18 protein-coding genes are annotated in these 24,031 nt (G+C 63.9%); 7 read left to right on the top strand and 11 right to left on the bottom strand.

Annotated features, from left to right (window positions below):
• Positions 1-61: 61 nt before the first annotated feature.
• From VB618_RS03645 to VB618_RS03635, 3 genes are all read right to left on the bottom strand, one after another.
• Complete coding sequence (locus VB618_RS03645; RefSeq protein ID WP_329795163.1) at positions 62-886, bottom strand: ABC transporter permease; 825 nt, start codon at positions 884-886, stop codon at positions 62-64.
• A 4-nt stretch (positions 887-890) separates the two neighbouring features.
• Positions 891-1,838 carry an ABC transporter permease gene (locus VB618_RS03640; RefSeq protein ID WP_329795162.1) on the bottom strand — a complete coding sequence of 316 codons (948 nt, stop codon included), beginning with the start codon at positions 1,836-1,838 and terminating at the stop codon, positions 891-893.
• 65 nt (positions 1,839-1,903) lie between these two features.
• The gene (locus VB618_RS03635) at positions 1,904-3,403 is read right to left on the bottom strand and encodes an ABC transporter substrate-binding protein (RefSeq protein ID WP_329795161.1); all 1,500 of its coding nucleotides are present in this window, start codon (positions 3,401-3,403) and stop codon (positions 1,904-1,906) included.
• Positions 3,404-3,544: 141 nt separating this feature from the next.
• On the opposite strand from VB618_RS03635, the gene VB618_RS03630 reads away from it, so the two are divergent.
• The 6 genes from VB618_RS03630 (at position 3,545) to VB618_RS03605 (ending at position 10,212) form a co-directional block, all read left to right on the top strand.
• Positions 3,545-4,642: an anhydro-N-acetylmuramic acid kinase gene (locus VB618_RS03630; RefSeq protein WP_329795160.1), complete on the top strand. Its 1,098-nt coding sequence runs from the start codon at positions 3,545-3,547 to the stop codon at positions 4,640-4,642.
• Between the two features lie 7 nt (positions 4,643-4,649).
• Complete coding sequence (locus VB618_RS03625; protein WP_329795159.1) at positions 4,650-5,669, top strand: serine hydrolase domain-containing protein; 1,020 nt, start codon at positions 4,650-4,652, stop codon at positions 5,667-5,669.
• Between the two features lie 108 nt (positions 5,670-5,777).
• Entirely contained in the window at positions 5,778-6,668 is an 891-nt protein-coding gene (locus VB618_RS03620; protein ID WP_329795158.1) for an N-acetylmuramic acid 6-phosphate etherase, read from the top strand.
• 46 nt (positions 6,669-6,714) lie between these two features.
• Positions 6,715-7,623, top strand: a complete 909-nt coding sequence (locus VB618_RS03615) for an N-acetylglucosamine kinase (RefSeq protein ID WP_329795157.1) — start codon at positions 6,715-6,717, stop codon at positions 7,621-7,623.
• 98 nt (positions 7,624-7,721) lie between these two features.
• Entirely contained in the window at positions 7,722-8,672 is a 951-nt protein-coding gene (locus VB618_RS03610) for a sugar kinase (protein ID WP_329795156.1), read from the top strand.
• 73 nt (positions 8,673-8,745) lie between these two features.
• A complete protein-coding gene (locus tag VB618_RS03605) occupies positions 8,746-10,212 on the top strand; it encodes a sensor histidine kinase (protein ID WP_329795155.1) in 1,467 nt (488 codons plus the stop codon).
• Between the two features lie 20 nt (positions 10,213-10,232).
• Here VB618_RS03605 and VB618_RS03600 read toward each other — a convergent pair whose 3' ends face one another.
• From VB618_RS03600 to VB618_RS03565, 8 genes are all read right to left on the bottom strand, one after another.
• Positions 10,233-11,816 (bottom strand): peptide chain release factor 3, encoded by a 1,584-nt coding sequence (locus VB618_RS03600; protein WP_329795154.1) that lies wholly within the window; start codon positions 11,814-11,816, stop codon positions 10,233-10,235.
• Positions 11,817-12,300: 484 nt separating this feature from the next.
• Positions 12,301-13,416: a succinylglutamate desuccinylase/aspartoacylase family protein gene (locus VB618_RS03595; RefSeq protein WP_329795153.1), complete on the bottom strand. Its 1,116-nt coding sequence runs from the start codon at positions 13,414-13,416 to the stop codon at positions 12,301-12,303.
• Between the two features lie 30 nt (positions 13,417-13,446).
• The gene (locus VB618_RS03590) at positions 13,447-14,385 is read right to left on the bottom strand and encodes a glucokinase (RefSeq protein WP_442931689.1); all 939 of its coding nucleotides are present in this window, start codon (positions 14,383-14,385) and stop codon (positions 13,447-13,449) included.
• Positions 14,386-14,489: 104 nt separating this feature from the next.
• The gene (locus VB618_RS03585; RefSeq protein ID WP_329795151.1) at positions 14,490-16,298 is read right to left on the bottom strand and encodes a glycoside hydrolase family 15 protein; all 1,809 of its coding nucleotides are present in this window, start codon (positions 16,296-16,298) and stop codon (positions 14,490-14,492) included.
• Between the two features lies 1 nt (position 16,299).
• The gene (otsB, locus tag VB618_RS03580; protein WP_329795150.1) at positions 16,300-17,052 is read right to left on the bottom strand and encodes a trehalose-phosphatase; all 753 of its coding nucleotides are present in this window, start codon (positions 17,050-17,052) and stop codon (positions 16,300-16,302) included.
• A 22-nt stretch (positions 17,053-17,074) separates the two neighbouring features.
• Positions 17,075-19,309, bottom strand: coding sequence for an alpha,alpha-trehalose-phosphate synthase (UDP-forming) (locus VB618_RS03575; protein WP_329795149.1), 2,235 nt, complete (start codon positions 19,307-19,309; stop codon positions 17,075-17,077).
• A 244-nt stretch (positions 19,310-19,553) separates the two neighbouring features.
• Positions 19,554-20,879 carry an HlyD family type I secretion periplasmic adaptor subunit gene (locus tag VB618_RS03570; RefSeq protein WP_329795148.1) on the bottom strand — a complete coding sequence of 442 codons (1,326 nt, stop codon included), beginning with the start codon at positions 20,877-20,879 and terminating at the stop codon, positions 19,554-19,556.
• Entirely contained in the window at positions 20,880-22,652 is a 1,773-nt protein-coding gene (locus VB618_RS03565) for a type I secretion system permease/ATPase (protein WP_329795147.1), read from the bottom strand.
• A gap of 406 nt (positions 22,653-23,058) precedes the next feature.
• Here VB618_RS03565 and VB618_RS03560 point away from each other — a divergent pair, with 406 nt between their 5' ends.
• Positions 23,059-23,925 carry a hypothetical protein gene (locus VB618_RS03560; RefSeq protein WP_329795146.1) on the top strand — a complete coding sequence of 289 codons (867 nt, stop codon included), beginning with the start codon at positions 23,059-23,061 and terminating at the stop codon, positions 23,923-23,925.
• Positions 23,926-24,031: the final 106 nt, after the last annotated feature.

The raw sequence follows: 24,031 nt of genomic DNA, 5'->3' as shown, positions 1-24,031 counted from the left end.
TATGAACTCTGCGCGATGCCCGCCAGTGCCGGGACATCGCCGGGCTCTGCTGGCCTTACGATCACGGTTGCCCTCTCAGGCGCGGATCGAGGGTATCGCGCAAGGCATCGCCCAGAAGATTGAAGCCGAAGGACAGGAACAGGATGGCGAAGCCCGCGAAGATCGCGCTCCAGGGAGACAGCATCAGGAAGTTACGGCCCTCCGACAGCATCAGACCGAGCGATGGTGTCGGCGGCTGGGTGCCGAGGCCGAGGAACGAGAGAGAGGCTTCCACCAAGATGGCGGCGGAGAGTAGCAGGCTCGTCTGAACCAGAACCACGGACGCGAGATTCGGCAGGATGTGAAGAAAAATGATGCGTGCGTCTGACGCCCCGATGGCGCGGGCCCCGGCCACGTATTCGCTTTCGCACAGCACCAGCGCCGGGCCGCGCAGGAGGCGGGCGAAGATCGGCGTGTAGACCACCGCGATGGCGGCGGCCGCGCTGTAGGTGTGCGGCCCCAGAACCGCGATGATGCCGATGGCGAGCAGCATCACCGGGAAGGCGAAGAGCACATCCATGATGCGCATGATGATGCGGTCAAGCCAGCCGCGGTAATAGGCGGCCACAAGCCCAAGGGCACCTCCGGCGAAGAGCGCGACTCCGACGGCGAGCAGGCAGGCTATGAGCGAGGTGCGGTAGCCGTATAGGATCCGGGTCAGCACGTCGCGACCCAGCTGGTCGGTGCCGAACCAGTTCAGCTCGGTCGGCGCCCGCAGGCGCCGCGCCACGCTCTGCGCCATGGGATCGTAGGGCGCGAACAAGGGGGCCCCGAGAGCAAGGATGACCTGGATCGCCACCAGAACGACCGCGAAGGTGAGAAGCTTGTTCCTGGCCAGACGCTGCACGGATTCAGGCCCTCACGCGGGGATCGACGACGATGTAGAGCAGGTCGACAAGGAAGTTCACCATGACGAAGCCCGCCGTGACCACCAGGATGGTGGCCTGGATCAGCGGGTAATTGCGCTCGGCGATGGCGCCGAGGATGAGCCGTCCGAGGCCCGGGATGGCGAAGACCTGCTCGACCACGATGGCGCCGCCAAGCAAATAGCCGGTCATGATGCCCACGCTGGTGAGAAACGGGATCAGCGCGTTGCGCAGGGCATGCTTGTAGACGACCTTGCGCTCGGCCAGACCCTTGGCGCGCGCTGTCCTGACATAGTCCTGCCCCAGCGCGTCGAGCATGGCCGAGCGCACGAGGCGCGAGAGATTGGCGAGGATCGGCAGCGCCAGGGCGATGGCGGGCAGCGTCATCCGCTGCAGGTTGCCGACCGGGTCCTCGGAGAATGGCACATAGCCTAGTGACGCGAAGCCTGGCGCCCAGGAAGCAAGCAGCAGGATCAGCACGATCCCGAGCCAGAAGGAGGGAATCGTCAGGCCGGCGATGGCCGTCACACGCATCGCCACGTCTGCTGCACCGCCGCGGGTCTGCGCCATCAGGCAGCCGACCGGCACCGCCAGCACCGCGCCGACGAGAAGCGCGAGGAAAGTGAGTTCCAGCGTCGGCCACAGGTGCAGGAGAATTTCGCCGGCCACAGGCCGGCCCGTCCAGAGCGAGGTGCCGAAATCGCCGCGCAGCGCGGCGCCCGCCCAGAGCAGGTATTGCTCGACGATGGGACGGTCGAGACCGACGCGGCGGTTGAGCTCCGCCATGCGCTCGGGCGTGATCTCGGTATTGGCTCCCAGCATGATCGCGACCGCGTCGCCCGGGATCAGGCGGATCATCAGAAACACGATGATCGACACGCCGAACAGGACGAAGACCAGATCGATGAGGCGCGCGAGCAGGACTCGGTTCATGCAGTGGGGCTCTCAGAAAACGCCCTGGCGCCGCGTGGATGCGGCGCCAGGGCTGTCGTCGGATCTTAATAGGAGGCGTTGCGCAAGGTCAGGAGCGACCGGTTCGGCATCACGTCATAGCCCTGCAGCTTGCTGTTCATGGCCGAGAACAGGGTGCCGTAGGTGAGGTGCGCCACGGGACCGGAGCAGGCGAGCTTCTGCTGCACCTTGTCGTAGGCTGCTTTACGCGCCGCCTGATCCTGTTGGCTCCGGGCCTGGTCGAGCAGCCCGTCGATCTCCGTGTCGGAATACTTGAACACGTTGGTCGATCCGCCCGTGCGGAAGGTGCGGTAGAAATACTCGTCCGGATCCGGCTGTCCGGCATTGATCGAGGCGAACATGTCGAAGTTGCTGTTGCGCCAATCCTGGATGAACTGGCCCTGCTCCTGATTGATGAGTTCAACCTTGAAGCCAGCCTTGTTCAGCTGCTCCTGCACCACCTGGGCGATGTCCTTCACGTCCTGACGCGGCAGGACCTTCAGGGTAACAGTGACCGGCGTCGCGACATCCGCCTCTTTCAGGAGCGCCTGGGCTTTCGCCGGATCGGGCTTGTAGCAGGCGAACTGGTTGACATTGAGCGCCCAGGTTTTCAGGGCGGGCGAGAGCGGTCCACCCGGCACGCCGGCCCCGAAGAGGGCCGCGTCCACGATTTCCTGACGGTTGATGGCGTAGTTCACCGCCTCGCGTACCTTCGCGTTGTCGAAGGGCGGCTTCGACACGTTCATGCCGATCAGCGTGTAGGCGAGATCCATGGTCTCGGCGAGCTTCACGTTCGGCTTCCCCTTGAGCTGCAGGGCCGTGGCCGCATCGATGTTGGGCAGGAGAGCGTATTGGCCGTTGCTCAGGCCCACCTGGCGGGTGGCCGATTCAGGCACGATGTTGAACTTGAGCCCGGCGAGCTTCGGCAGACCCTTCTCCCAATAGGCGTCGTTCTTGGTGAGCAGGATGAAGCCGTTGGGCTGCCACTCCTGGAACTTGAACGGCCCCGTGCCGACCGGTGTCTTCTGCAGGGCGTCCTTGTTTGCCTCCATGGCGCTCGGCACGATGGCGATGGTCGCGAGCGAGCTCAGGAGAGCGGCGGACGGCTCCTTGAGCTTCAGTTCCACGGTCTGGGGATCGACCGCATTGGCGCTCTCCACTGCCGCGAGGCGGCTTGCCAGAGGCGAAGCGATGTCCTTGCTCTGTACGCGCTTGATGGAAGCCACCACGTCCTCCGCGTTCATGTCGGAGCCGTCGTGGAATTTCACGTTCGCGCGCAGCTTAAAGGTATAAGTCTTGCCGTCTGGTGCAGCGGTCCAGGACTCGGCGAGGCCCGGAACGGTCTTCAGATCCTTGTCGATGGCCGTGAGGCCTTCATAGATGTTGCCGTTGACAACCATGAAGCTCGGGAACGCGGTGATGAGATGAGGATCAAGACCCGTCGGGCTTGCATCCGCGCCGATTTCCAGAACCTGAGCCGAAGCGGAGGCCATTGCCGCCACCATGAAACCTGCGCCGAGCGCACTGCGCAGTGCTGACCTAACCATACGTTTATTCCTCCCTTGGAAGCCGCAGATCAATTTATAAGCCATCGTTGCGGACCTGTCATGGTCCAATATCATACCACTCTGGACCGGCTCCCCGGCTGTGCTATGGTCGCGACCAAACAGACAAGGCCGGAGAACCAGATGTCGGATCGTTCCATCGTCAAAGCCATCGGGGTGATCAGCGGCACATCGATGGACGGGATCGACGTCTCCATCGTCGAGACGGACGGCGACACCGTCGTAAAGCCGGGGGCTGGCCGCACCTTCTCCTACCCGGAGGATTTGAGAAAAACCCTTCAGGCATTGATCGCCGAGCCGGCGCGGACGCAGAGCGAGCCGCTGGAGGATCTCGAGCAAGCCGTGACGGACGCGCACATCGCTGCCATCCGGCGCTTCATGGAGGAGACCGGGATCGCCGCCGCAGAGGTGAGGCTCATCGGCTTTCATGGTCAGACCGTCTATCACCGGCCGGAGATCCGCTTCACGCGCCAGCTCGGGCTGGGCACGAGGGTCGCCGAGGCGCTCGGCATTGATACCGTTGACCGCTTTCGCCATGCGGATGTCGCGGCAGGCGGCGAAGGCGCTCCTTTCGTCCCTCTCTACCACCGTGCGCTCGCCAGCAATCTCCAGCAGCCGATCATGATCCTCAATCTCGGCGGGGTCGGGAACGTCACCTATATCGATGGTGATGTGGTGATCGCCTTCGACACTGGCCCTGCGAGCGCCCTGCTCGACGATTTCGTGCTGCGTCGCCGCGGCCTGAGATACGACGAGAACGGGCAATTGGCAGCCTCCGGCACGGCCGACGAGGCGCTCGTTGCCGAATTCATGCAAAACCCGTTCTTTGATCGGCCTGCGCCGAAGTCGCTCGACCGTCAGGATTTTCATGCCCGCGCCAAAGGCATTGAAGCGCTCTCAGATGCGGATGGCGCCGCCACCGTGGCGGAGTTCACCATACAATCCGTCATCGCCGCCTTGCGCCATGTCCCACGTGCACCGCAGCGCTGGCTCGTCACCGGTGGCGGGCGGCGCAATGCACAGTTCATGAGGCGCCTGCACGAGGAACTCGATGTTGCCGTCGATCCGGTGGAAGCCGTGGGCTGGGACGGCGACTTCCTCGAGGCGCAGGCCTTCGGCTATCTCGCCGTGAGATCGACCCTCGGTCTGCCCTTGAGCCTGCCGACCACAACCGGCGTGCCGCATCCCATGCCCGGCGGCGAATTTCACCGCGCCGCGTGAGACAATCATGGCCCTGACGGATCTGATCGACGAAGCCTTCGCGCCGGCTGCCGCTTCTATCGAGGCCGGCAACATCCCGGGTGCCGTCTTAGGGATCGTAACTGCAATTGGCGAACGCGCGGTGCAATGGGCTGGGGCGGCGCAGATCGAGCCGGCGCGCGAAAATGTTTCCCGTGAAACATGGTTCGATCTCGCCTCGCTCACGAAGGTGATCTTCACGACCGCGCGCATTCTGCAACTGGTCGAGGAAGGCCGGATTGCCCTCGACGATCCTCTGGTGAAGGTCATTCCTGACTTACGCCAATACGACATGAACGCAGCCGAGCGGCGGCTCACTTTCCGCCAGTGCCTCGCGCATCAGACGCATCTGCCGGCCGTGGAGCCGCTCTACACCTATGGGCAGGATCCGAACACGTTGCGCGCCTTCATCCTGCAACGGATCTGGCAGCCAGGGCCGGCGGTTTATTCCGACATCAATTTTATCCTGCTCGGCATCGCCATCGAGCGCATCACGGGACAGGCGCTGATCGATCAGCCGCTTCCTGAAAAATTCTCGTTCCGGCCCGATCCGAAGCTTTGTGCAGCGACCGAGAAGGACACCTGGCGCGGGCGCGTCATTCGCGGCGAGGTGCATGACGAGAACGCCTATGCTCTGGGTGGCGCCTCGGGTCATGCGGGTCTGTTTGGCACCATCGACGGCGTGCTCGACTTCGCCCGTTCGCTCCTAGACAGCACAGGGCTGTCGCCGGATGCCATTAAGGCCATCCGCACGCGGGAATCGGAGAAGCGGACTGTGGGCTGGGAGGGCTTCTATCCCGGCTGGCACGGGGGCGATGCCTGCTCGCCTGACACCATCGGCCATACGGGCTTCACCGGCACTGGCCTCTGGATCGATTTCGAGCGCGGGCTTGCCTGGTCGCTGCTGACCAACCGGGTCCATCCGAGCCGGCACAAGGACAGCGGGATCCTTGCCCTCCGCCGTGCAACGGGCGAGCAGGTGATCGCGTTGTTTGATCGGCTCGTGTGACTTTAAGGATGCCAACAGAAAGTTGATGGCCGGCCCCTCTCAGTCCTCTCCGGGCGATTGTTGCAGGCTTCAACTGGTCCTATACTGGTCTGGAAGAAGGTTGGCATAATGGCAACAGAACATTTCAGTACCCGCTACCAGGATCTCGACACCTGGCCGAGCCTCGATGTCCTCTCGGCATTTCTTGAGGGACAGCTCTCTGCCGTCGCCGCCGTCAGGCCTGCTCTCCCGGCCATTGCTTCTGCGGCGGAAGTGGCGGTGCCGCGTCTGCGCCGCGGCGGGCGGCTTGTCTATGCGGGCGCCGGAACCTCAGGCCGCATCGGCGTCCAAGACGGCACGGAACTGCCGCCGACCTTCAACTGGCCAGACGACCGCATCGTCTACCTGATCGCCGGCGGCGAAGGCGCCATCATGCAGGCGGTCGAGAACGCCGAGGATTCGGTCGAGGACGGTATCGTGGGCATCCGCGAGAACAACATCGGTCCGGACGATGTGGTGATCGGTGTGGCGGCCAGCGGCCGGACGCCGTTTACCATCGCGGCTCTCAAGGAGGCGGCCGCGCGAGGGGCCCAGACCATCGGGGTTTCCAACAATCCCGACACGCCCCTGCTCGAGGTCTGCTCCCATCCGATCCTGGCCGATACGGGCGAGGAGGTGGTTGCCGGCTCGACGCGTATGAAGGCTGGCACGGCGCAGAAGGTGATCCTCAATCTGCTCTCGACCCTGATCATGGTCAGGATGGACCGGGTCTATCGCGGCCTCATGGTCAACATGCGCGCGACGAACGCGAAACTGCGCCGCCGAAGCGAGATTATGGTCATGCAGATCACCGATTGCGACGAGGCCACGGCAACGGATGCCATCCTCGAAGCCGGCGGCGACTTGAAGAGTGCCGTTCTCATCGCGATGGGCGCCAGCCCGACGGAGGCGCAAGGCGCGCTTGAGCGCCACGACGGCAATCTGCGCAAAGCTCTGGCGGATCTCCCCAAGACGTCCTAACAAAAGTCGACTTGAAAGCTGGCACTGACAAGAAGGCTGCGGGCGCATGGGGCTGGGTCTGGGCATCGATGCGGGTGGAACCGCCACGCGCTGGCGGCTGGCGGATGCGACCGGCCGATGCGTCGCCCAAGGTTCCGTTGCGCCCCTGACCGGCCATCTCTTTTCCGCCGCTGCGGAAGAGCGCGCCCGGCAGATCGTCCTCGACATGGCTCAAGCCGTGCTGACGACAGGCAAGCCGCTCGGCATCATAGCTGGCATCACGGGCCTCACCCGCGAGACTCCGGCCGAAGTCACCATGCGGGCGATGTTTGCAGAGACCTTCGAACTGCCGCCCGAGAAGGTTTTCGTCGCGGAGGACATGTGGATCGCCTACCTGGCCTATTTCGCCCTGGGCGAAGGCATCCTGGTCTATAGCGGCACCGGCTCCATCGGCTACTATCTCTCCGAGGACAAGCAGGTGATCCGGGTCGGCGGGCGCGGCAACCTTATCGATGACGGCGGCTCCGGCTTCTGGATCGCCCGCGAGGCGCTCAAGGCTATTCTGCGCGCCGAGGAAGAAAGCCCCGGCAGAGGTTGGACATCGACGCTGGGCACCTGCCTTGCACACGCGCTCGGCGGCACCGACTGGAACATCGTCCGCTCCTTCGTCTATGGCGGCGACCGAGGCAAGATCGGGTCTCTCGCCCGTGCCGTGGGCGAGGCGGCCTATGCTGACGACGGCACGGCCCTTCGCATCCTGCGGGAAGCAGGCGAGGAACTGGCTCGCTTGGCCAATGCCCTCATCAAGCGCCTTGGACCCCGGCCGGTTGCCTTGGTGGGCGGCAGCGCCCGGCTTCACCCGGTCGTCTCCAGCGCCTTTCGCAAGGGGCTCGTCGCTCCTGTCGAGTTCATCGCGACCGACCTGGACGCGGCCCTGACGGCAGCCCGCTTGGCCGCGACGCTCAACAGAGCCTGAAAAACCGCCAAGCCCAAAGGCGAAGCCTGCATGGCTTGCCTAATCATTTCTGCTCGTCCAAGACTCTGGCGGCGAATTCAGCGAGATGATGACGAACGATGCATGCTCTCTTTGTCGGACAGACCTATATCGACGTGACCTTCCTGGCGGACGAGTTGCCGACCGGAGACGAAAAAACCGTGGCGCGGGATTATGCGATCTCGTTCGGCGGCAATGCGGTCACAGCGGCCTTCGCCTGCGCCAAATTGGGGCTGCCGCCAGACCTGCTCACATCAATCGCGGACGATTGGCTCGGTCGCATGTTCATCGACATGGCGGCAAAATACGGCATTTCGGTCCATCACCGGAAGGTCCACGAATCCTCCCTGTCCTTCATCATGCCGCGGGGCGGCAAGCGCGCCATCGTGCGCTGCCGCGACGATCATTACCTGCACCCGGTGCCGCCGTTGAACCTGCAGGGCTGCAAGGCCCTCCACCTCGACGGCCACCAGGCCGACGCCGCTATGCATTACGCCAAGGCCTGCCGCGAGACCGGCATCCTTACCTCGCTCGACGGCGGCGGTCTGCGCTCCAACACCCATGAACTCCTCGAATTCATCGACGTCGCCATCGTGGCCGAGCGCCTGTGCGAGCAGATGGACCTAACCCCGGCCGGAATGCTGGAGTATCTCAAGAGCCGCGGCTGCAAGATCGGCGGCGTGACCTTGGGCGAGCGCGGCCTCGTCTGGTATGACGAGACCGGCCAGGAAGGGGTCCTGCCCGCCCTCGACGTGCCGGGCGACAAGGTGGTGGACACGAACGGCGCCGGCGACATTTTCCATGGTGCCTATGTCTATTCGGCCATGGCCCGGCCTGAGCTGCCCTGGCGCGAGCACTTCATCTTCGCCCGCGGGGCCTCATCCCACGCCATCCAGTATCTCGGCAACGAAGCGAGCCTGCCGACCCTCGCCGACATTGCGCAGGTGCAGACGCAATTTCCGGAGAAAGCCTCATCGAAGGCTCTGCTTGATGCCCCAGACGTGGCTGGAAAAAGCAAGCTGACAGCATAGAATATTATTACACTGGCGGGTTCGTCATGGTATTGCCTCCTCTCCTTGGTGTGCTTTTGTAAAGGATGTCAGCGTGAGTCCCTCTCAGCCCTGGGCCTATGGTCTCGATGGGATTCGCCTCCAGGGAGGAGCGGGAGGCTTCAGCCAGGAGGCTCTTTCCGAGCTTCTGGAGAACGTGCCACTGGCCATCGCCGTGACCCTTGGCTCGGAGCAGCAATTCGCCTTTACGAACCGCCTGTTTCGGTCTGCCCTGTCCGGCTCCGACGAGGACATTGTCGGCCGGACTGTGTCCGAGGTCATGGGCGAGAGGTACACCCCTGAGCTTTGGGCCTTACGAGAAAAGGTGTTCCAGACCGGCGAACCGCAGGAGCTGCGGGATCATCCCCTCGTGCTCACGCCCGGCAACACCACCTACTGGGACATCAAGCTTCTGCCCGTCCGCGAAGGGGGCGATCAGATCAGTGGGATCCTCGCTCTGGCAGCCCATGTGACCGAGCGGGTCAGGGCGCGCGGCGAAGCCGAGGTCAAGACCCGCGAGGTTGCGCTTCACAATGAGCGTCTGGCGCTTGCCGTCGAGGCGACGGAGATGGGCCTCTGGGAATGGAACGCCCAGACCGGCGAGACTTTCTGGTCGGATCGGCAGAAGGACATCTTCGGCCTGCCGAAGAGCGAGCCCGCAACCTATGAGTTCTGGCACTCGGCCATTCACCCGGAGGATCGCGAAAATGTGGTGAGCAGCGTAGGCTCACTGAGCGATCCTCGCTCGGGGGGACAGATCCAGATCGAGCACAGAGTCGTCCGCCCTGACGGGGAGGTCCGCTGGATCCTCAGCCGCGGCCGCATGCTCTACGAGATTATCAACGGCGAATTGAAACCCGCCCGAATACTCGGAACGATCATCGACATCACGGAGCGTCGCAGGAACGAGGAGGTCAGGCAGCTTCTGGTGCAGGAGCTCAACCACCGGGTCAAAAATCTCTTTGCCATGACGAGCGGCATGATCGCCCTCACGGCCCGGACGGCGGAAACGCCGAAGCAGATGGCCACCGCCCTGCGCGGGCGCATCGACGCCCTGGCCCGCGCGCATGAGCTGATCCGACCTGCCATCACGGGCAGCGAGCCGACGGACGGAGAAACCTCGGTCGAGGAGATCGTGCAGGCCATCCTGGCGCCGCACATCAGCCAGGACGCGCCCTCCCCGATGACGATCCAGGGGCCATCAGTGCGAATTAGCCCAAAGGCTGCAACGATCCTGACGCTGGTGCTGCATGAGCTGGCCACCAACGCGTTGAAATACGGCGCCCTCTCGGCTCCCGAAGGCCGCCTGAGGATCACCTGGGTGCGGGGCGTGATGCTCGCGCTCACATGGCAGGAAAAGAATGGGCCGGCAATCCAGGGCGTGCCGAGCACCGAAGGCTTCGGCTCGAAGCTCGTGCGCCGGAGCGTAACGGACCAGCTCGGCGGCGCCATTGCCTATGACTGGCGCCGCGAGGGCCTGCTGGTACGCATCGACCTGCCGCTGAACCAGCTCGAAGCCTGAGGCAAAAGGAAAGGCGGCTGTTAAGCCGCCTTCTTCTGGTAATCCTTCACGTCCGAGAACTGGATCGCCTTGTAGCGGTCCACCTCGTATTGAAGATTGAACATGTTCGGCGCCATGAACACGGGCGCGTCGTCGAGGTCGCGCGCCATGGACGACAGATGGCCCTCGATGAACTTGTCGAGCTCCCGCGAATCGTCCGCCGTGATCCAGCGGCAGATGGAGAAGCGCGTCGGGTCATAGTCGATCGGCAGGCCATACTCGGCATTGAGCCGCTCTTTCAGCACATCGAGCTGCAGCGCACCAACCACGCCGACGATGGCCCCGGAGCCGTCCTGCGGCACGAAGAGCTGAACCACGCCTTCCTCGGCCATCTGCTGCAGCGCCTCGCGCAGCTTCTTGGCCTTCATGGCATCCTGCAACTTGATGCGGCGCAGGATTTCCGGCGCGAAACTCGGCACGCCGCGGAAGACGATGTCCTCGCCCTCCGTGAGCGTATCGCCGATGCGAAGCGTCCCGTGGTTCGGAATGCCCACAACGTCGCCGGCCCAGGCCTCGTCCGCAATGGCGCGATCTTGCGCGAAGAAGAATTGCGGCGAGTTCAGGCTCATGGGCTTGCCCGTGCGCACGAGCTTCGCCTTCATGCCGCGCTGGAGCCTGCCGGAGCAGATGCGCATGAAGGCGATGCGGTCGCGATGGTTCGGATCCATGTTGGCCTGGATCTTGAACACGAAGCCCGACATTTTGGGCTCACCCGCCTCGACGAGACGCTTGTCGGCCTCCTGGCCGCGCGGCGGCGGCGCGTAGGCGGCCAGCGCATCGATGAGATCGCGCACGCCGAAATTGCGCAAAGCCGAGCCGAAGAACACGGGCGTGAGATGGCCCTCGCGGAAGGCCTGCAGGTCGAAAGGCTTGCAGGCTTCCTGCGCCAGCGTCACCTCTTCCTGCCAGGCATCCACCTCTTCCGGCGGCAGCAGGCTTAAAAGCTTCGGATCGTCCGGGCCAGAGACGGGGGTCGGCTCATCGTCGGTGTCGATGCGGCGAACCATGTTGCGGCGCAGGTCGAACGTGCCGGCAAAGCTCCTGCCCTGGCTGATCGGCCAGGTCACGGGTGCCGTGTCGAGGGCCAGGGTCTTCTCGATCTCGTCGAGGAGGTCGAAGGGGCTGCGCGCCTCGCGGTCCATCTTATTGATGAACGTCACGATCGGGATGTCGCGCATGCGGCACACCTCGAACAGCTTGCGGGTGCGCGCCTCGATGCCCTTGGCCGCGTCGATCACCATGATGGCGGAATCGACCGCGGTCAGCGTGCGGTAGGTGTCCTCCGAGAAGTCCTCGTGGCCCGGCGTGTCGAGTAGGTTGAAGACGCAGTCGCCATACTCGAAGGTCATGACCGAGGTCACCACGGAGATGCCGCGCTCCTTCTCGATCCCCATCCAGTCGGACCGGGTGGAGACGCGGTTCTTCTTGGCTTTCACCTCACCGGCGAGCTGGATCGCGCCTCCGAACAGCAGCAGCTTCTCGGTGAGCGTGGTCTTGCCCGCGTCCGGGTGGGAGATGATCGCAAAGGTACGGCGGCGGCCCACAGGGGCCGGAAGATCGGTCATGGCTTTTGGAATTCTCTGAAATCGACATGGAGGACAGAACGCCGCAGCGCCCTGCCCTTTCGCTGGGCTCTTCTCACCCCATATGGGGCTTTCCCGTCAACAACGAAAGGAGGTGATCTAGTGTCTCATTGTCATACCCTACGTTCCCCGGTTGCCGCGACCTGGATCTTGGCCTCTGCCGAGATTTGTGCGTAACGCACCTTTAAGGGCGGCTCTTCGGGGCCGTGGAACCGACAATGGAAAGGCCGTCCCTCGGGACGGCCTTTCTTTTTGTTCTCACAGAAGGAAGTGCTAGGTGCTTCCCTCCCCCTTGCGGGGAGGGTGTGCCGCGCAGCGGCCGGGTGGGGGTCGGAAAGTCGGAACGCTGCGCGCCATTTAGAATACAGGAGGGCTGTTACAGCTCCATCTGATCAACTGCTCACCCGGTCAAACCACCCCCACCCCTACCCCTCCCCGCAGGGGGGAGGGAAAAGACAGCTGGCTCTTACGCGCTGAGCAGCTTGCCGGTTCGCTTGGCTTCGGTGCCCGCCACCTTGGCGATGCGCATGCCCTTGGTGACAATGCGCTGGGCGATTCGAGCGAACATCACGCCATCCGATGGAGCTTTGGCCTGAACCAGGGCACCGGTCAGTGGATCGACCACATCGGCGATCACATCGCCGGCCTTCACCCGCGCTCCCACCTCGGCCCTGAAGACCAGAATGCCATATGCCGGAGACTGGACCGGCTCTGAGGCTGCGAGCGGCGTGGCCTGGCACAGAGGCTCCGGCACCTGGGGCGCCTCCCCGGCGATTGCGCCGCACAGGATCAGATAGCTGACGAGCGCGGCCGCATCGGCCTGCCCCGTCTCGTGGCTCACATCCCGCTCGCCCCGGAACTCCAGAGTCGTCGAGTGGCAGCCGAAGGGGATGGGATGATCCGGAAAGCGGTCGGCCAGTTCCGCCCAGGGGCGGCTGCAGGCCTCGTCGAAAGGCTCGTCGCCGGACACATCCGCAAGCAGATAGGCATGGGCCCCGATCAGGGCGGAGAGCGGCGCGAAGGCCTCCTCCGAACGGGTATGGGCGTAGAGATGCACCACAGCCTCGGCATCGCAGTGCATGTCGAGCACGATGTCTGCTTCCTGAGCAAGACCGAGTAGAGCCTTCTTCATCGCATCAGCCGGGTTGGCGGGCTCCCAGGCCTCACACTCCGCCCGCAGAGCCTCGCGGATCATGCTCACATTCGTATCGCCATCATCTGTCAGCTTGCCATCGATGCGCTCGGCCACTTTTGATACGAAGTCGGGATAGCCGCGGTTGAAGTTGATGCCATCGGAAAGATTGAAGCGGCCGATATGGCTGCCCAGCACCCGCTGCGCCAGGCCAATGGGATTGGCCGAGGGCACGAGCACGATCTCGCCCTGGATCCGGCCCTCGTTCTCGAGGGTGATGAGGCGCTCGCGCAGGTGGTGGGCTGCGATCATACCGGGGATCTCGTCCGCGTGGAGCGAGGCCTGGACATAGATGCGCGGGCCGGCGCCTTCAGGGCCGAAGCGCTGGACCATCAGGGAGAGGTCGGCTCCGGGAGCGAGCGGAGCAAGAGCGATCTGTTCTGTTTTCATCATCCATCAGCAGGTTGGAGAGCAGGCCCTTCAGGTAGCCCGCCACCCCTGCGATTGGAAGACGAAGCGCTCTGGATTCGTCACGATGGCGGCCAGACCCTGCAGGGCCGGCTCGGGATTGACGATGGCATAGACCGGGACCTTCCTGGCCCAGGCGTCATGGGGCGCCTTGCGGTCGAAGGCCTCGCGGAAGCCGCCAGCCTGGAGGATGTCGATCATCCGGGGCGCGATGCCGCCCGCGATGAACACGCCGCCGGAGGATTCGAAGGTCAGCGCCAGATCGCCGGCGAAGCGCCCGAGGAAGCGTGCGAAGAGGTCCAAGGCATCCTTCGCCAGACTGTCACCCTCGCGGGCTGCGGCCAGAACGTCGTTTGGCATCGTGAAGGGGCAATCGACGCAGCGATGAGCGGCCAGCGCCCTGGCAATACGGAAGAGGCCAGGGCCGGACAGCACCACCTCTCCCGAGACGCGTCCGCCCACCCGCTCCAGATGCGGCCAGAGGGCGGTTTCCTCGTCGTCCGTCGGGCCAAACTCCATGTGACCCGCCTCGGTCGCCAGAATGGCGAAGCGGTCCTCCACCGGCACCAAGGCGCCGGCTCCAAGGCCCGTGCCAGGCCCCAGCACGACGCGCGCGCCGGATCCGGCCGGAGGGAACGCTCCGATAGGCGCAAGATCGCCCTTCGCCTCATCGAGCACCGTCACGGAAGCGGCGACCGGCGTGTAGTCGTTGACCAGGGTCACGCGCTCGAGATTGAGCGCCTGCCCGATGGCTTCGGCATCGATCACCCAATGGGCGTTGGTGAGTCGGATGGCCGGCGCATCCACCCGTGTCGCCACCGCGATGATGGCGGACCGTGGAGCTGCTCCTGAATAAGCTTCCAGCGCAATCCTGATGGCCCCGACCGGGTCCGGCGTCTGTGCGGTCAGCGCGCGAGGCAGGAGCTGAACGGGCTCTCCGGGCGCGGGCAGAACAGCGAAGCGGGCATTGGTGCCACCGATATCGCCGAGCAGAACGGGAAATGCGAACATCGAAGCCTATCGTCCTTTCCGCCATTGACGTCCGACCGTGACGATCAGAACGCCTCCTCCCAGCTCCGGCTCAGGCGCACGGCCGAGTTGATGAGACCGACCATGGAATAGGTCTGGGGAAAATTGCCCCACAGCTCTCCCGTGGTGAAGTCCGCATCCTCGGAGAAGAGGCCGAAGGAATTGCGCAGGCTCAGGATGTGCTCGAACAATTCCTTCGCCTCCTCCTTGCGCCCGATGGCGTTCAGGGCATCCACGTACCAGAAGCCGCAGATCATGAAAGCCGTGTGCATGAGGCCGAAGTCGTCTTCCACATCATAACGCAGAAGGAGGTCGCCGCGACGCAACTTCGTCCCGACGGCCTCCACGGTGGCGATGAAGCGCGGATCGTCCGCCTTGACGAAATCGAGCTCCGCCAGGAGCAGGAGCGTGGCGTCGAGATCCGCGCCATCGAAGGATGATACGAAAGTGCCCGTGCTGGCGTTGTAGGCGCGCTCATCGATGACCCGGTGCATGTGCTCGGCATTCTCGCGCCAGAAGGCGGCGCGGTCCTCGCGCCCCATGGCCTCGGCGATCTTGATGAGCCGGTCACAGGCGGCCCAGCACATCACGCTCGGAAAGGTGTGGACCGCCGCCTTGGTGCGCAGCTCCCAGGGGCCGGCATCGGGCTGGTCAAACACCTCGATGGCCCTTTGTCCCAGCTTTTCCAGATGCTCGAAGAGGGCCTGATTGCCGGTGCGGATCAGGCGCTTGTCGAGGAAGGCGTGAACGGAGGCGAGCACGACGCTGCCATAGGCATCGTTCTGGATCTGCGTATAGGCCGCGTTGCCGACGCGCACCGGCCCCATCCCGCGATAGCCTGCGAGCGCCGTCGCTTCCCGCTCATCGAGATCGGGCGAGCGGGTGATGCTGAAGAGCGGCGGCATGTCCTTCTGGTCGGGGATGGCGTCCATGTCGTCGACGATGTTGGTGATGTAGGTGAGGTATTCCTCCATCGTCTTCGTCGTGCCGAGCCGGTTGAGCGCCTGGATCACAAAATAGGCGTCGCGCAGCCAGCAATAGCGGTAATCCCAGTTGCGCTGCGTGTGGGGCGCCTCCGGAACCGAGGTGGTGAGCGCCGCCACGATGGCGCCCGTCTCCTCGAAATTGCAGAGCTTGAGCGTGATGGCAGCACGGATCACCGCCTCCTGCCAGTCGAACGGAATGGAGAGCGAACGCACCCAGTCGCGCCAGAAATCAACCGTGCTGTCGAGAAAGGCGCGGGCCGTGGTGTCGGCTTCCGAGCGCAGCGGCTCGTCCTCGCCGAAGAAGAACGACATGGGCCGGTCCGCCACGAAGAAGCGCTCGTCCTGGACATAGGAGATCGACGCATCCGTGGTCAGGCGAAGGGATGTGTCGGGGCCGACGAAGCGCAGGTGATTGCTGCCCCGCGTCAGGCCGGGCGGATGCTCGCCCCATTCGAAATGCGGCCGCAGCCGGACGCGGATGCGCGGACGCCCTTTCACAGGAGTGACTCGACGCACCAGCATGGGCGGACGGAAGGTACGGTCGAAATGCTTGAAGCGCGGCGCGAAATCCGTAACCTCGACGATGTTGCCGTAGGAATCCGTCATGCGCGACACGAGAACGGCCGTGTTCTGGAGATAGCGCTGCTCGCAGCTCACCATGCCGGCCATGTCGATGGCGAAGACGCCCTTCTGGTCCGCATCGCTCTGCCCTTCGGGGCAATCGAGCAAAGCCGAAAAGACGGGGTCGCCATCGAAGCGCGGAAAGCAGCTCCAGACGATCTGCGCGCGGCGATCGACCAAGGCCGAGATCATGCAATTGCCGATGACGGCAAGGTCCAGCGAACTCATATCAACAATCATCCTCATTGAAAGGCAGAGAACCGTCGGTTGCCCATGCGGCCAGGCAGTGTCGCAGTTCCGCGGGCGTTCCGAGGCGCACCTTGGCGATGGTCTCGCCAGCGCCGATACGTATGGACAGGCCGCCATGGGCATTCACGGTCTTGAAGCCGTTCTCATCGGTCAGATCGTCGCCGATGAAGATCGGGCGTCGTTCCCTATAGGGGGATTCGTGAAGAAATCGCTCGATCACCTTGCCCTTCCCTGCCGCCGAGGGAAGGATCTCTGCCACAGCTTTGCCGTGCTGAACACGGTAATCGTTGCCCAGGGCCTCGATGGCCGCATGCGCCGTGGCCAGCGCAAAATCTTTCTCGTGCGGGGCCAGCCGCCAGTGGATCGCAACCGAGCAGCCCTTGTCCTCGATTAGGATCCCCTCTTTGTCGGCCACAATCTGCTTGAGGCGCGCCACCATGTCCCGCAGGGCGGGATGCTCGTCCGGGTCGCACATGGAGAGGCGCCCGGCGATGCGCTGCTCAAGCCCGTGAAGCCCGGCGATGTCGAACTCGTGCGGTGCGAAATGCCCGTCCAGAAAGGCAATAGGACGCCCGCTGATGATGGCAAGCGCGCCGCCGAGCCGGTCCTCCAGATCCGTAAGCACCTTCGGCAAGGCGGGATCCACCGTAACCGCGTCAGGGCGCTCGACGATGTCGACGAGGGTCCCGTCGAAATCGAGAAAGAGGGCATAATTCTCGTTCGTCTTGGCCATTGTCTTGTGTCCTGCAGAAACGTCACGCATCGGCCGCCGCACGCCTGCGCCCCCTGGCGATCAGCTGCCTGATCCGCTGCTGCTTGCGCAGTCGCGAGGCGGCGAGCAGCATCTGCCCGGCCCAGCGATAGACGTTGCGCTCCTTGACCTGATCGCGCATCAGCCGCATGCGCTCGCGCTGTTCGGGCTGCGGCATGGTCAGGGCGCGGTTGATAGCCTGACCCATGGCATGAGCGTTATAAGGATTGACGATCAGGGCCTCCGACAGTTCGCGCGAGGCTCCGGCGAAGGCTGAGAGAATCAGCACTCCCTGCTCGTCGTCGCGGGCGGCCACGAACTCCTTGGCCACAAGATTCATGCCGTCGTGCAGGCTTGACACGATGCAGAGATCCGCCGCGCGGAACAATTCGAAGACCTCGTCCGGCTCGTGGTGGCGAATGAGGAGCCTGATGGGCTCATAGCCGTCACCGCCATGGCGCTCGTTGATGTCGCGGGCAAGAGCTTCGGCCTCCTCCTGAAGCAGTCGGTAATTGGCAAGCTTGCTCCGTGTCGGGGCTGCAACCTGCACGAAGGTGAAGTTGCCTCTCCACTCCGGATTCTCGCCGATGAGCGCGTCGATGGCCTGCATGCGGTCGAGGATGCCTTTGGTGTAATCGAACCGCTCGATGCCGACGCCGATGCGCATGTCCGACGACAACCCTAAGCGCTCGCGCACGACACGACGGCATTCCTCGATCGGCTTCTGGCCTTCCATGGCGGTTGGAGGCCATTCGATGGAGATCGGATACGGGCGGATCAGGGTCTCCTCGCCGCCGAAGAACACAGAATCCTTCTCCCGGTCGATGCGGCTTTCCACGAAGGAATCGACCGCATCCAGGAAGTTGTTGCAGTGCGCCTGGGTGTGGAAGCCGAGGATCGACGAGCCGAGCAGCCCGTCGACGATCTCCTCGCGCCACGGGCAGATGCCGAAGGTCTCGGCATTGGGCCAGGGGATATGCCAGAAGGTCACGATGGTAGCATTGGGCAGCCGGTCCCGGATCATGCGCGGCAGCAGGGCGAAGTGGTAGTCCTGCACCAGGATGATCGGATCCTCGCGTTTGGCCTCGGCCACAATCGCATCGGCAAATTTCTCGTTCACCGAGCGGTAGAACTGCCAGTCGGCTTCCCGGAAGATCGGCCGCACGAAGGCAATGTGGCAGAGCGGCCAAAGGCCCTCGTTGGCGGCGCCATAGTAGTAGCCGTCCTGCTCCTCCTCCGAGAGCCAGACCCGGCGCAGGGTGTAGGACGGGTGATTCGGCGGGACGGGCACCCGGTCATTGGCATCGACTACGTCCCGGTCCGCCGTGCCGCTGCCATGGGCGACCCAGGTGCCGCCGCAGGCGCGCACCACCGGCTCCAGGGCCGACACGAGGCCGCTTGCAGGGATCTGAAGGGCGACTTCGCCCGTCTCGGTGCGGTTGTGGATGTAAGGCTCGCGGTTCGACACCACAATGACCTCGGAGCCCGACAACTCGTTGGCGAGCGCTGCCCGTAACGTGTCCGGGCTCCAATCCGTGTGCGCGGCATCGATGGTCCGCCGGGAGGACTCCAGTTCCTGGAGCACATCGCGGATTTCCTTGCCCAGAGGGATGATGTTCTCCTCGCCGGCCGGCTGCGTATTGCCCGCACGGGCGCTCTCCAGCGCCTGCCGGATGGAGGCAAGCCACCGCCGCATGATGAGGGCGGCGATCATGGCGGCAAGCGCCGCCGCCCCAAAGGCGACACCGGCAAGCGCCAGGAAGAGATAATTCCTCGCCTCCCCGCCGCGCTGGTCGGCGTAGCTCAGATCGTGCAGGACCACGAGATGGCCCGAGCGTCCGCCTGCGTTCAAGGGAAAGGAGCTGACCAGGACGTTGTGATCCTGGTTCCTGACCGTGGAGAAGCTCTCGGCATCGGAGCGGGCCGCCTCCGCGCAGGAGAAGGACCTGGGCATGTTGACTGTGGGGAAGCGCAGCTCCTGTCCGTCGCAATAACCGATGGCCAGAACGCGCTCGTCGGAGGCGATTCGCTCGAACAGCCCTCCTACTTGCTGGGCATCGTTTCGGACGAGAAGGCCCGTGACCTGGTCACGGACGGAGTTGAACACCAGACGGGATCGCAGCTCGACGTCGCGTTGCGACCATTGCTCCACGAAGGATGTCGCAAAGGGCAGCACCGCCAGGATGACGATGGCCGCGACGAGCAATGCGATACCGCCGAAGCGGAAGATGATCCTCAAAACACCCAGTTCCTCAAGAAAGCCTGCACCATCATCGAAGGAGAGACCTGGCCTCGGAGCGAACCTACGAAATTGGCCTTCGACGGAGAGCCACGGAGATGCGGCCTTCGCCCCTGTTATGGGTTCTTGGGCGGAACTTTCCAGGCTTGGGTGGAGCTTGAGGCGGGTTCGGCCTGGACTTCCAACAAAAACGCGGCCGGGCTGACAGTGCCCGGCCGCGTTTCATCACATCATGAGAGGACGATCAGTGCTCGCGGAAGGCGCGGGCGATCTGCTCCTGCATGGGCTTGAAGAAGTACTGCAGCGGGGTGCGCTCGTTCACCTCGACGAAGACTTCCGCCTGCATGCCGGCGATGAGCTGCACGTTTTGAAGTTTCTTGACCTCATCCTGCGGCAGGTCGACCCGGATCGTATAGAAGGTCATGCCGGTCTGCTGATCCTTGGTCACGTCCGCAGAAATCCGGCTGACCTTGCCGTGCAGTTCCGGCGTATTGCGGGCGTTGGCGGCATGGACGCGCACCGTTGCCTTCTGGCCGATCTTCACCTGATCGATCTCGTTCGGGAGAACCCGGGCTTCGAGCTCGAGCTTGTCGTTCATCGGAACGATGTTCATCACCGGCTCGGCAGGCGAGATCACGCCCCCGATGGTGTGAACGTTGAGCTGGTGGACGAAACCGTCGCTCGGCGAACGGATGTCGATGCGCTTGAGCTGGTCCTCGGCAGCCACGCGTCGCTCGGTATATTCCGCAACCTTGCCCTGGATATCGCGCAGCTCCTGAACAGCCTCGGCCAGCATCTGCTCGTCGATCTGGATGATCTGGAACTCAGTTTCGGCGATGCGGCTCTCGGCCTGGGCCACGGCAGCGATGAGCTGGCCGCGCTGGCCTTCGATGCTGGCGGCGTCACGCTCGAGAGCGTTGAGGCGCGTGATCGGAACCAGGTTCTTCTGATAGAGGTCCCGGACACCCTTCAACTCGTCTACGATCAGCTCGGCCTCGCGGGTCTTGGCGTTCTGCTGGGCCTTCAATCCACCGATCTCGTCACGGGACTGGGTGATACGCTTCTTGAGCTGATCCTTCTGCGCCTCCCGCGAGGCGCGGCGTGCGGTGAACAATGTCCACTCGGACGACATGATCTTCTGAACGGCCGGTTCTTTGAGCCGGTTGGCGAACTCGACCGGCATCACGACTTCGGAAGCGCCGTCGCGTTCCGCCTCGAGTCGAGCCTGACGGCCGAGATACTCGTCGAGCTGCTTGGAGACGACCTGCAGATTGGCGCGGGTCACCGTCTCGTCGAGGCGGACCAGAATATCGCCCTGGGAAACACGGTCGCCTTCCTTGACCTTCAGCTCGCCGACGATGCCGCCGGTCGAGTGCTGAACCTTCTTGACGCTTGTGTCGATCACGAACTGACCGCCAGCCACGACGGCGCCGGACAGGGTCGAGGTCGCGGCCCACAGGCCGATCGTGCCGCCGAACAGGGCGATCATGGCGATGCCGCCCATGGTGGACTGGCGCAGGATCCGCTGATGCGCGGAGGGCTTCTTCTCGGGAGCTTGAATGACCAACATTTAACCAACCTCTCGCAGGTTAGCAGCCTGGGCGGCTGGCGCCTGCTGCGGGCGCACGGCGGGGGCCGGCGCCGCATTGCGTTTCATGACGGATTGCAGGACCTCGTCGCGCGGGCCCACGGCCTTGATCCGGCCTTCTTCCATGATGGCGACCTGATCGACTTGGCCCAAAGCGGCCGGACGGTGCGTGATGACGACCACGATGCCGCCGCGCTTGCGCACCGACAGGATGGCCTGATTCAGGGCTTCGTCGCCGGCGCCGTCGAGGCTGGCATTCGGCTCGTCGAGCACGACAAGGAACGGATTGCCGTAGAGGGCACGGGCGAGTGCCACGCGCTGGCGCTGGCCGCCTGAGAGCGAGGCGCCGCTTTCGCCGATGCGGGTATCGTAGCCGTCGGGCAGGTTGAGGACAAGCTCATGGGCGCCCGCCGTCTGCGCGGCCGCAATGACGTCATCCGGCTTGGCATCGGGCTGGAAGCGGGAGATGTTCTCGGCGATGGTACCTTCGAACAGTTCAACGTCCTGCGGCAGGTAGCCGATATGGCGTCCGAGAGGATCGGCCTCCCATTGGTCGAGAGCTGCGCCGTCCAGGCGGATCTCGCCGCGCAGGGTCGGCCACACGCCGACGAGAGAACGGGCAAGGGTCGACTTGCCGGAGGCGCTGGGGCCGATGAGGCCGAGGCCCTGGCCGGCCTGCAGCTGAAGGGAAGCCGCCTGCACGATCGGGAGCGAAGCACCCGGAGCGCCAACATACACCTCTTCCACTGTGAGGGTCGACTTGGGCGCGGGCAGCGGCATGCGCTGGCCTTGGGCCGGCACGATCGACATGATGTGCGCAAGGCGGCGGTAGGCCTGGCGGGAGGCGGTGAAGCCCTTCCAGTGCGCCACGGCGATTTCGATGGGCGCCAGAGCGCGGGACATCAGGATCGAACCGGCGATCATCAGACCGCCCGACATCTCGCCCTGGATCACGTAATAGGCGCCCAGACCCAGAACGGCCGACTGCAGGACCATACGGAACACCTTGGCGAAGGCGCTGATGCCGGCGGAGGATTCGCTCGCGGCCAGACCATCGTTGACGTGGCGCACATGCACCTCGTCGTATCGCTTGGCCAGGAAGCCCAGCATGCCGTTGGCACGGATGGACTCGGCGTTGCGGCGGCTGGTCTCAGCAATCGCATGCCGCTCGGCGCCGCTCTTGGTCACCTCGTAGGAGGGGGCCTTGCTCTTGGCGTCCGTGTAGATGGTCAGGCCGATGATGATGACGCCGCCGATCACCGACATGACGCCGATGCCTGGATGGATCATGAAGCAGCCGATGAGGAAGATCGGCATGAAGGGCATGTCGAACAGGGCCGTCGGACCCAGGCTGGAAAGGAAGCCGCGGATCGTATCGAGATCACGGATCGGCTGCATGCTCTCTGCCTGCTTGGCCCCTTTGAGCGGCATCGTCGCCACAAGGTCGAAAACTCGGTGCGAAAGGAGTTCGTCGAAGCGGGCGCCGATGCGCGCCAGCATCCGGCTGCGCAGCATGTCGAGGCCGCCCGAAAGCGCAAAGGCCGCGAGCGTAATCAGGGAGAGACCGATCAGGGTTGGAATGCTCTGGCTCGACAGCACCCGGTCATAGACCTGGAGCATGTAAATGGAGCCCGTCAGAGCCAGAAGGTTGACCACCGCCGAAAAGACGGCAACTCCCGTGAATGAGGGAAGGCAGGATTTCAGAGCGTCTTGGACCTCTGTGCTCTCTTCCCGATTTCTCGATGCCTGCTTCATGTCTTCTTTCCATCAGCGCACGCGTGACCGGCGCCAGCTTGATTGCAATGCCGCTCCGCAAGGTTATTACCTAGCACAGCGGTGGCCATTTGGCGATGGCTGCCGTATCGGGGGTTTTGGCCCCACAAGAGTATCTCTTCATAGTTAGGCCTAGAGGCCCACGTTGCTCTTACTCTTATGGGTATTGAGATGCCCCTAAGGTGTCGCTTTCCGTTACGCCACCTGTTGTAACCCTATTATATGTAACTATGTCAATAAAAAGTTCTTAATAGATCTTCATCAATGTGCGCAAAGTTACCTTACCTCTTTGTTTAGAGGGGGGTGCGATGCAGCTAAATAACTTAACCATAACGCTTTGGTAAACATTCGTGGTTAACCGTCTGTGACCTGCAAATGAGGTCGCAATATGGACAGCAAGAAACGTCTTCAGGATCGCAGCCAAGCCAGGGCCGAGACCAGCGCCTTGTCCAACAGTGCCGTCCAGATCGACTCTCCCGCAAGCGCCGCCTTGGCCGAGGCCATCAAGAGCGCCCGTGAAAGCGCCAAGCCCGCGCCCCCGGTTTCCGAGGTGAAGACCGCAGAGGTCGCCAGCCGCTGGTCCGCTCCCTCCCGATTCGTTACCCAGGCGGCCATGGCCCTCCTGCTGGTCGGCGCCGGCTGGTCCGCGTCCTATCTTGGAACGCTCGCCAACCGCGACGCGATCGAGAAGCTGGAAGTCGAGACCGCTCGCAGCCAGGAGATCCTGGCACGCCTGAGCAGCGACCTCGCGTCCCTCAAGAACACGGCAGCGGCCTTCAAGGAAGTCGAGCACACCTCGTCCACCACTGCGAAAACGGACCAGGCGAAGCTCACCGACAAGGTCGAGCGGCTCGCGATCAGCCTCCAGGAGCCCACTAAAAAGCTCTCTTCGCTTGAGGGGCGGCTGGACAAGATGGAAAGCCAGATCATGACCACCCTGGCCACCCTGAACACCAAGCCCGCCGCGCCAACGGCTCCTGCTGCACCGGCGGCCCCTCCAGCTCCTCCGGTCACCGAGGCCGCAGCCCGCGAAGCGGCGCCCGCGCCGAAGCCGGTCAAGAACGAGCCGGTGGACGGCTGGGTGTTGCGCGAGGTTTATAAGGGCGCAGCGCTCGTCGAGAGCCGCAACCGCCGCCTGTACGAAGTCATGCCGGGCGGCATCCTTCCCGGCGTCGGCAAGGTCGAAGCCATCGAACGCCGCGGCGCCCGCTGGGTCGTGCTCACCGACAAGGGCTTCATCGGCACCTATCGGTAAACATCAGCCACCAAGCCCCGCAGGCCGTAGACGAGCCCCGCAAAGATCGCGAGGCTTGCCACGTAAAGAAAGACGAACCAGAGCAGGCGCTTCCCGCGCCGCTCCC

It is taken from the genome of Microvirga sp. CF3062, from assembly GCF_036314045.1.
GTDB lineage: Bacteria > Pseudomonadota > Alphaproteobacteria > Rhizobiales > Beijerinckiaceae > Microvirga.
The sequence above is the reverse complement of the archived record's forward strand: the minus strand, read 5'-3'. Positions and strand labels throughout refer to the sequence as shown.

Coding starts and splice junctions, on each gene's coding strand:
- VB618_RS03640 (WP_329795162.1), bottom strand. CDS start 1,838: ATGAACCGAGTCCTGCTCGCGCGCCTCATCGATCTGGTCTTCGTCCTG.
- VB618_RS03635 (WP_329795161.1), bottom strand. CDS start 3,403: ATGGTTAGGTCAGCACTGCGCAGTGCGCTCGGCGCAGGTTTCATGGTG.
- VB618_RS03630 (WP_329795160.1), top strand. CDS start 3,545: ATGTCGGATCGTTCCATCGTCAAAGCCATCGGGGTGATCAGCGGCACA.
- VB618_RS03625 (WP_329795159.1), top strand. CDS start 4,650: ATGGCCCTGACGGATCTGATCGACGAAGCCTTCGCGCCGGCTGCCGCT.
- VB618_RS03620 (WP_329795158.1), top strand. CDS start 5,778: ATGGCAACAGAACATTTCAGTACCCGCTACCAGGATCTCGACACCTGG.
- VB618_RS03615 (WP_329795157.1), top strand. CDS start 6,715: ATGGGGCTGGGTCTGGGCATCGATGCGGGTGGAACCGCCACGCGCTGG.
- VB618_RS03610 (WP_329795156.1), top strand. CDS start 7,722: ATGCATGCTCTCTTTGTCGGACAGACCTATATCGACGTGACCTTCCTG.
- VB618_RS03600 (WP_329795154.1), bottom strand. CDS start 11,816: ATGACCGATCTTCCGGCCCCTGTGGGCCGCCGCCGTACCTTTGCGATC.
- VB618_RS03595 (WP_329795153.1), bottom strand. CDS start 13,416: ATGAAAACAGAACAGATCGCTCTTGCTCCGCTCGCTCCCGGAGCCGAC.
- VB618_RS03585 (WP_329795151.1), bottom strand. CDS start 16,298: ATGAGTTCGCTGGACCTTGCCGTCATCGGCAATTGCATGATCTCGGCC.
- otsB (WP_329795150.1), bottom strand. CDS start 17,052: ATGGCCAAGACGAACGAGAATTATGCCCTCTTTCTCGATTTCGACGGG.
- VB618_RS03570 (WP_329795148.1), bottom strand. CDS start 20,879: ATGTTGGTCATTCAAGCTCCCGAGAAGAAGCCCTCCGCGCATCAGCGG.
- VB618_RS03565 (WP_329795147.1), bottom strand. CDS start 22,652: ATGAAGCAGGCATCGAGAAATCGGGAAGAGAGCACAGAGGTCCAAGAC.
- VB618_RS03560 (WP_329795146.1), top strand. CDS start 23,059: ATGGACAGCAAGAAACGTCTTCAGGATCGCAGCCAAGCCAGGGCCGAG.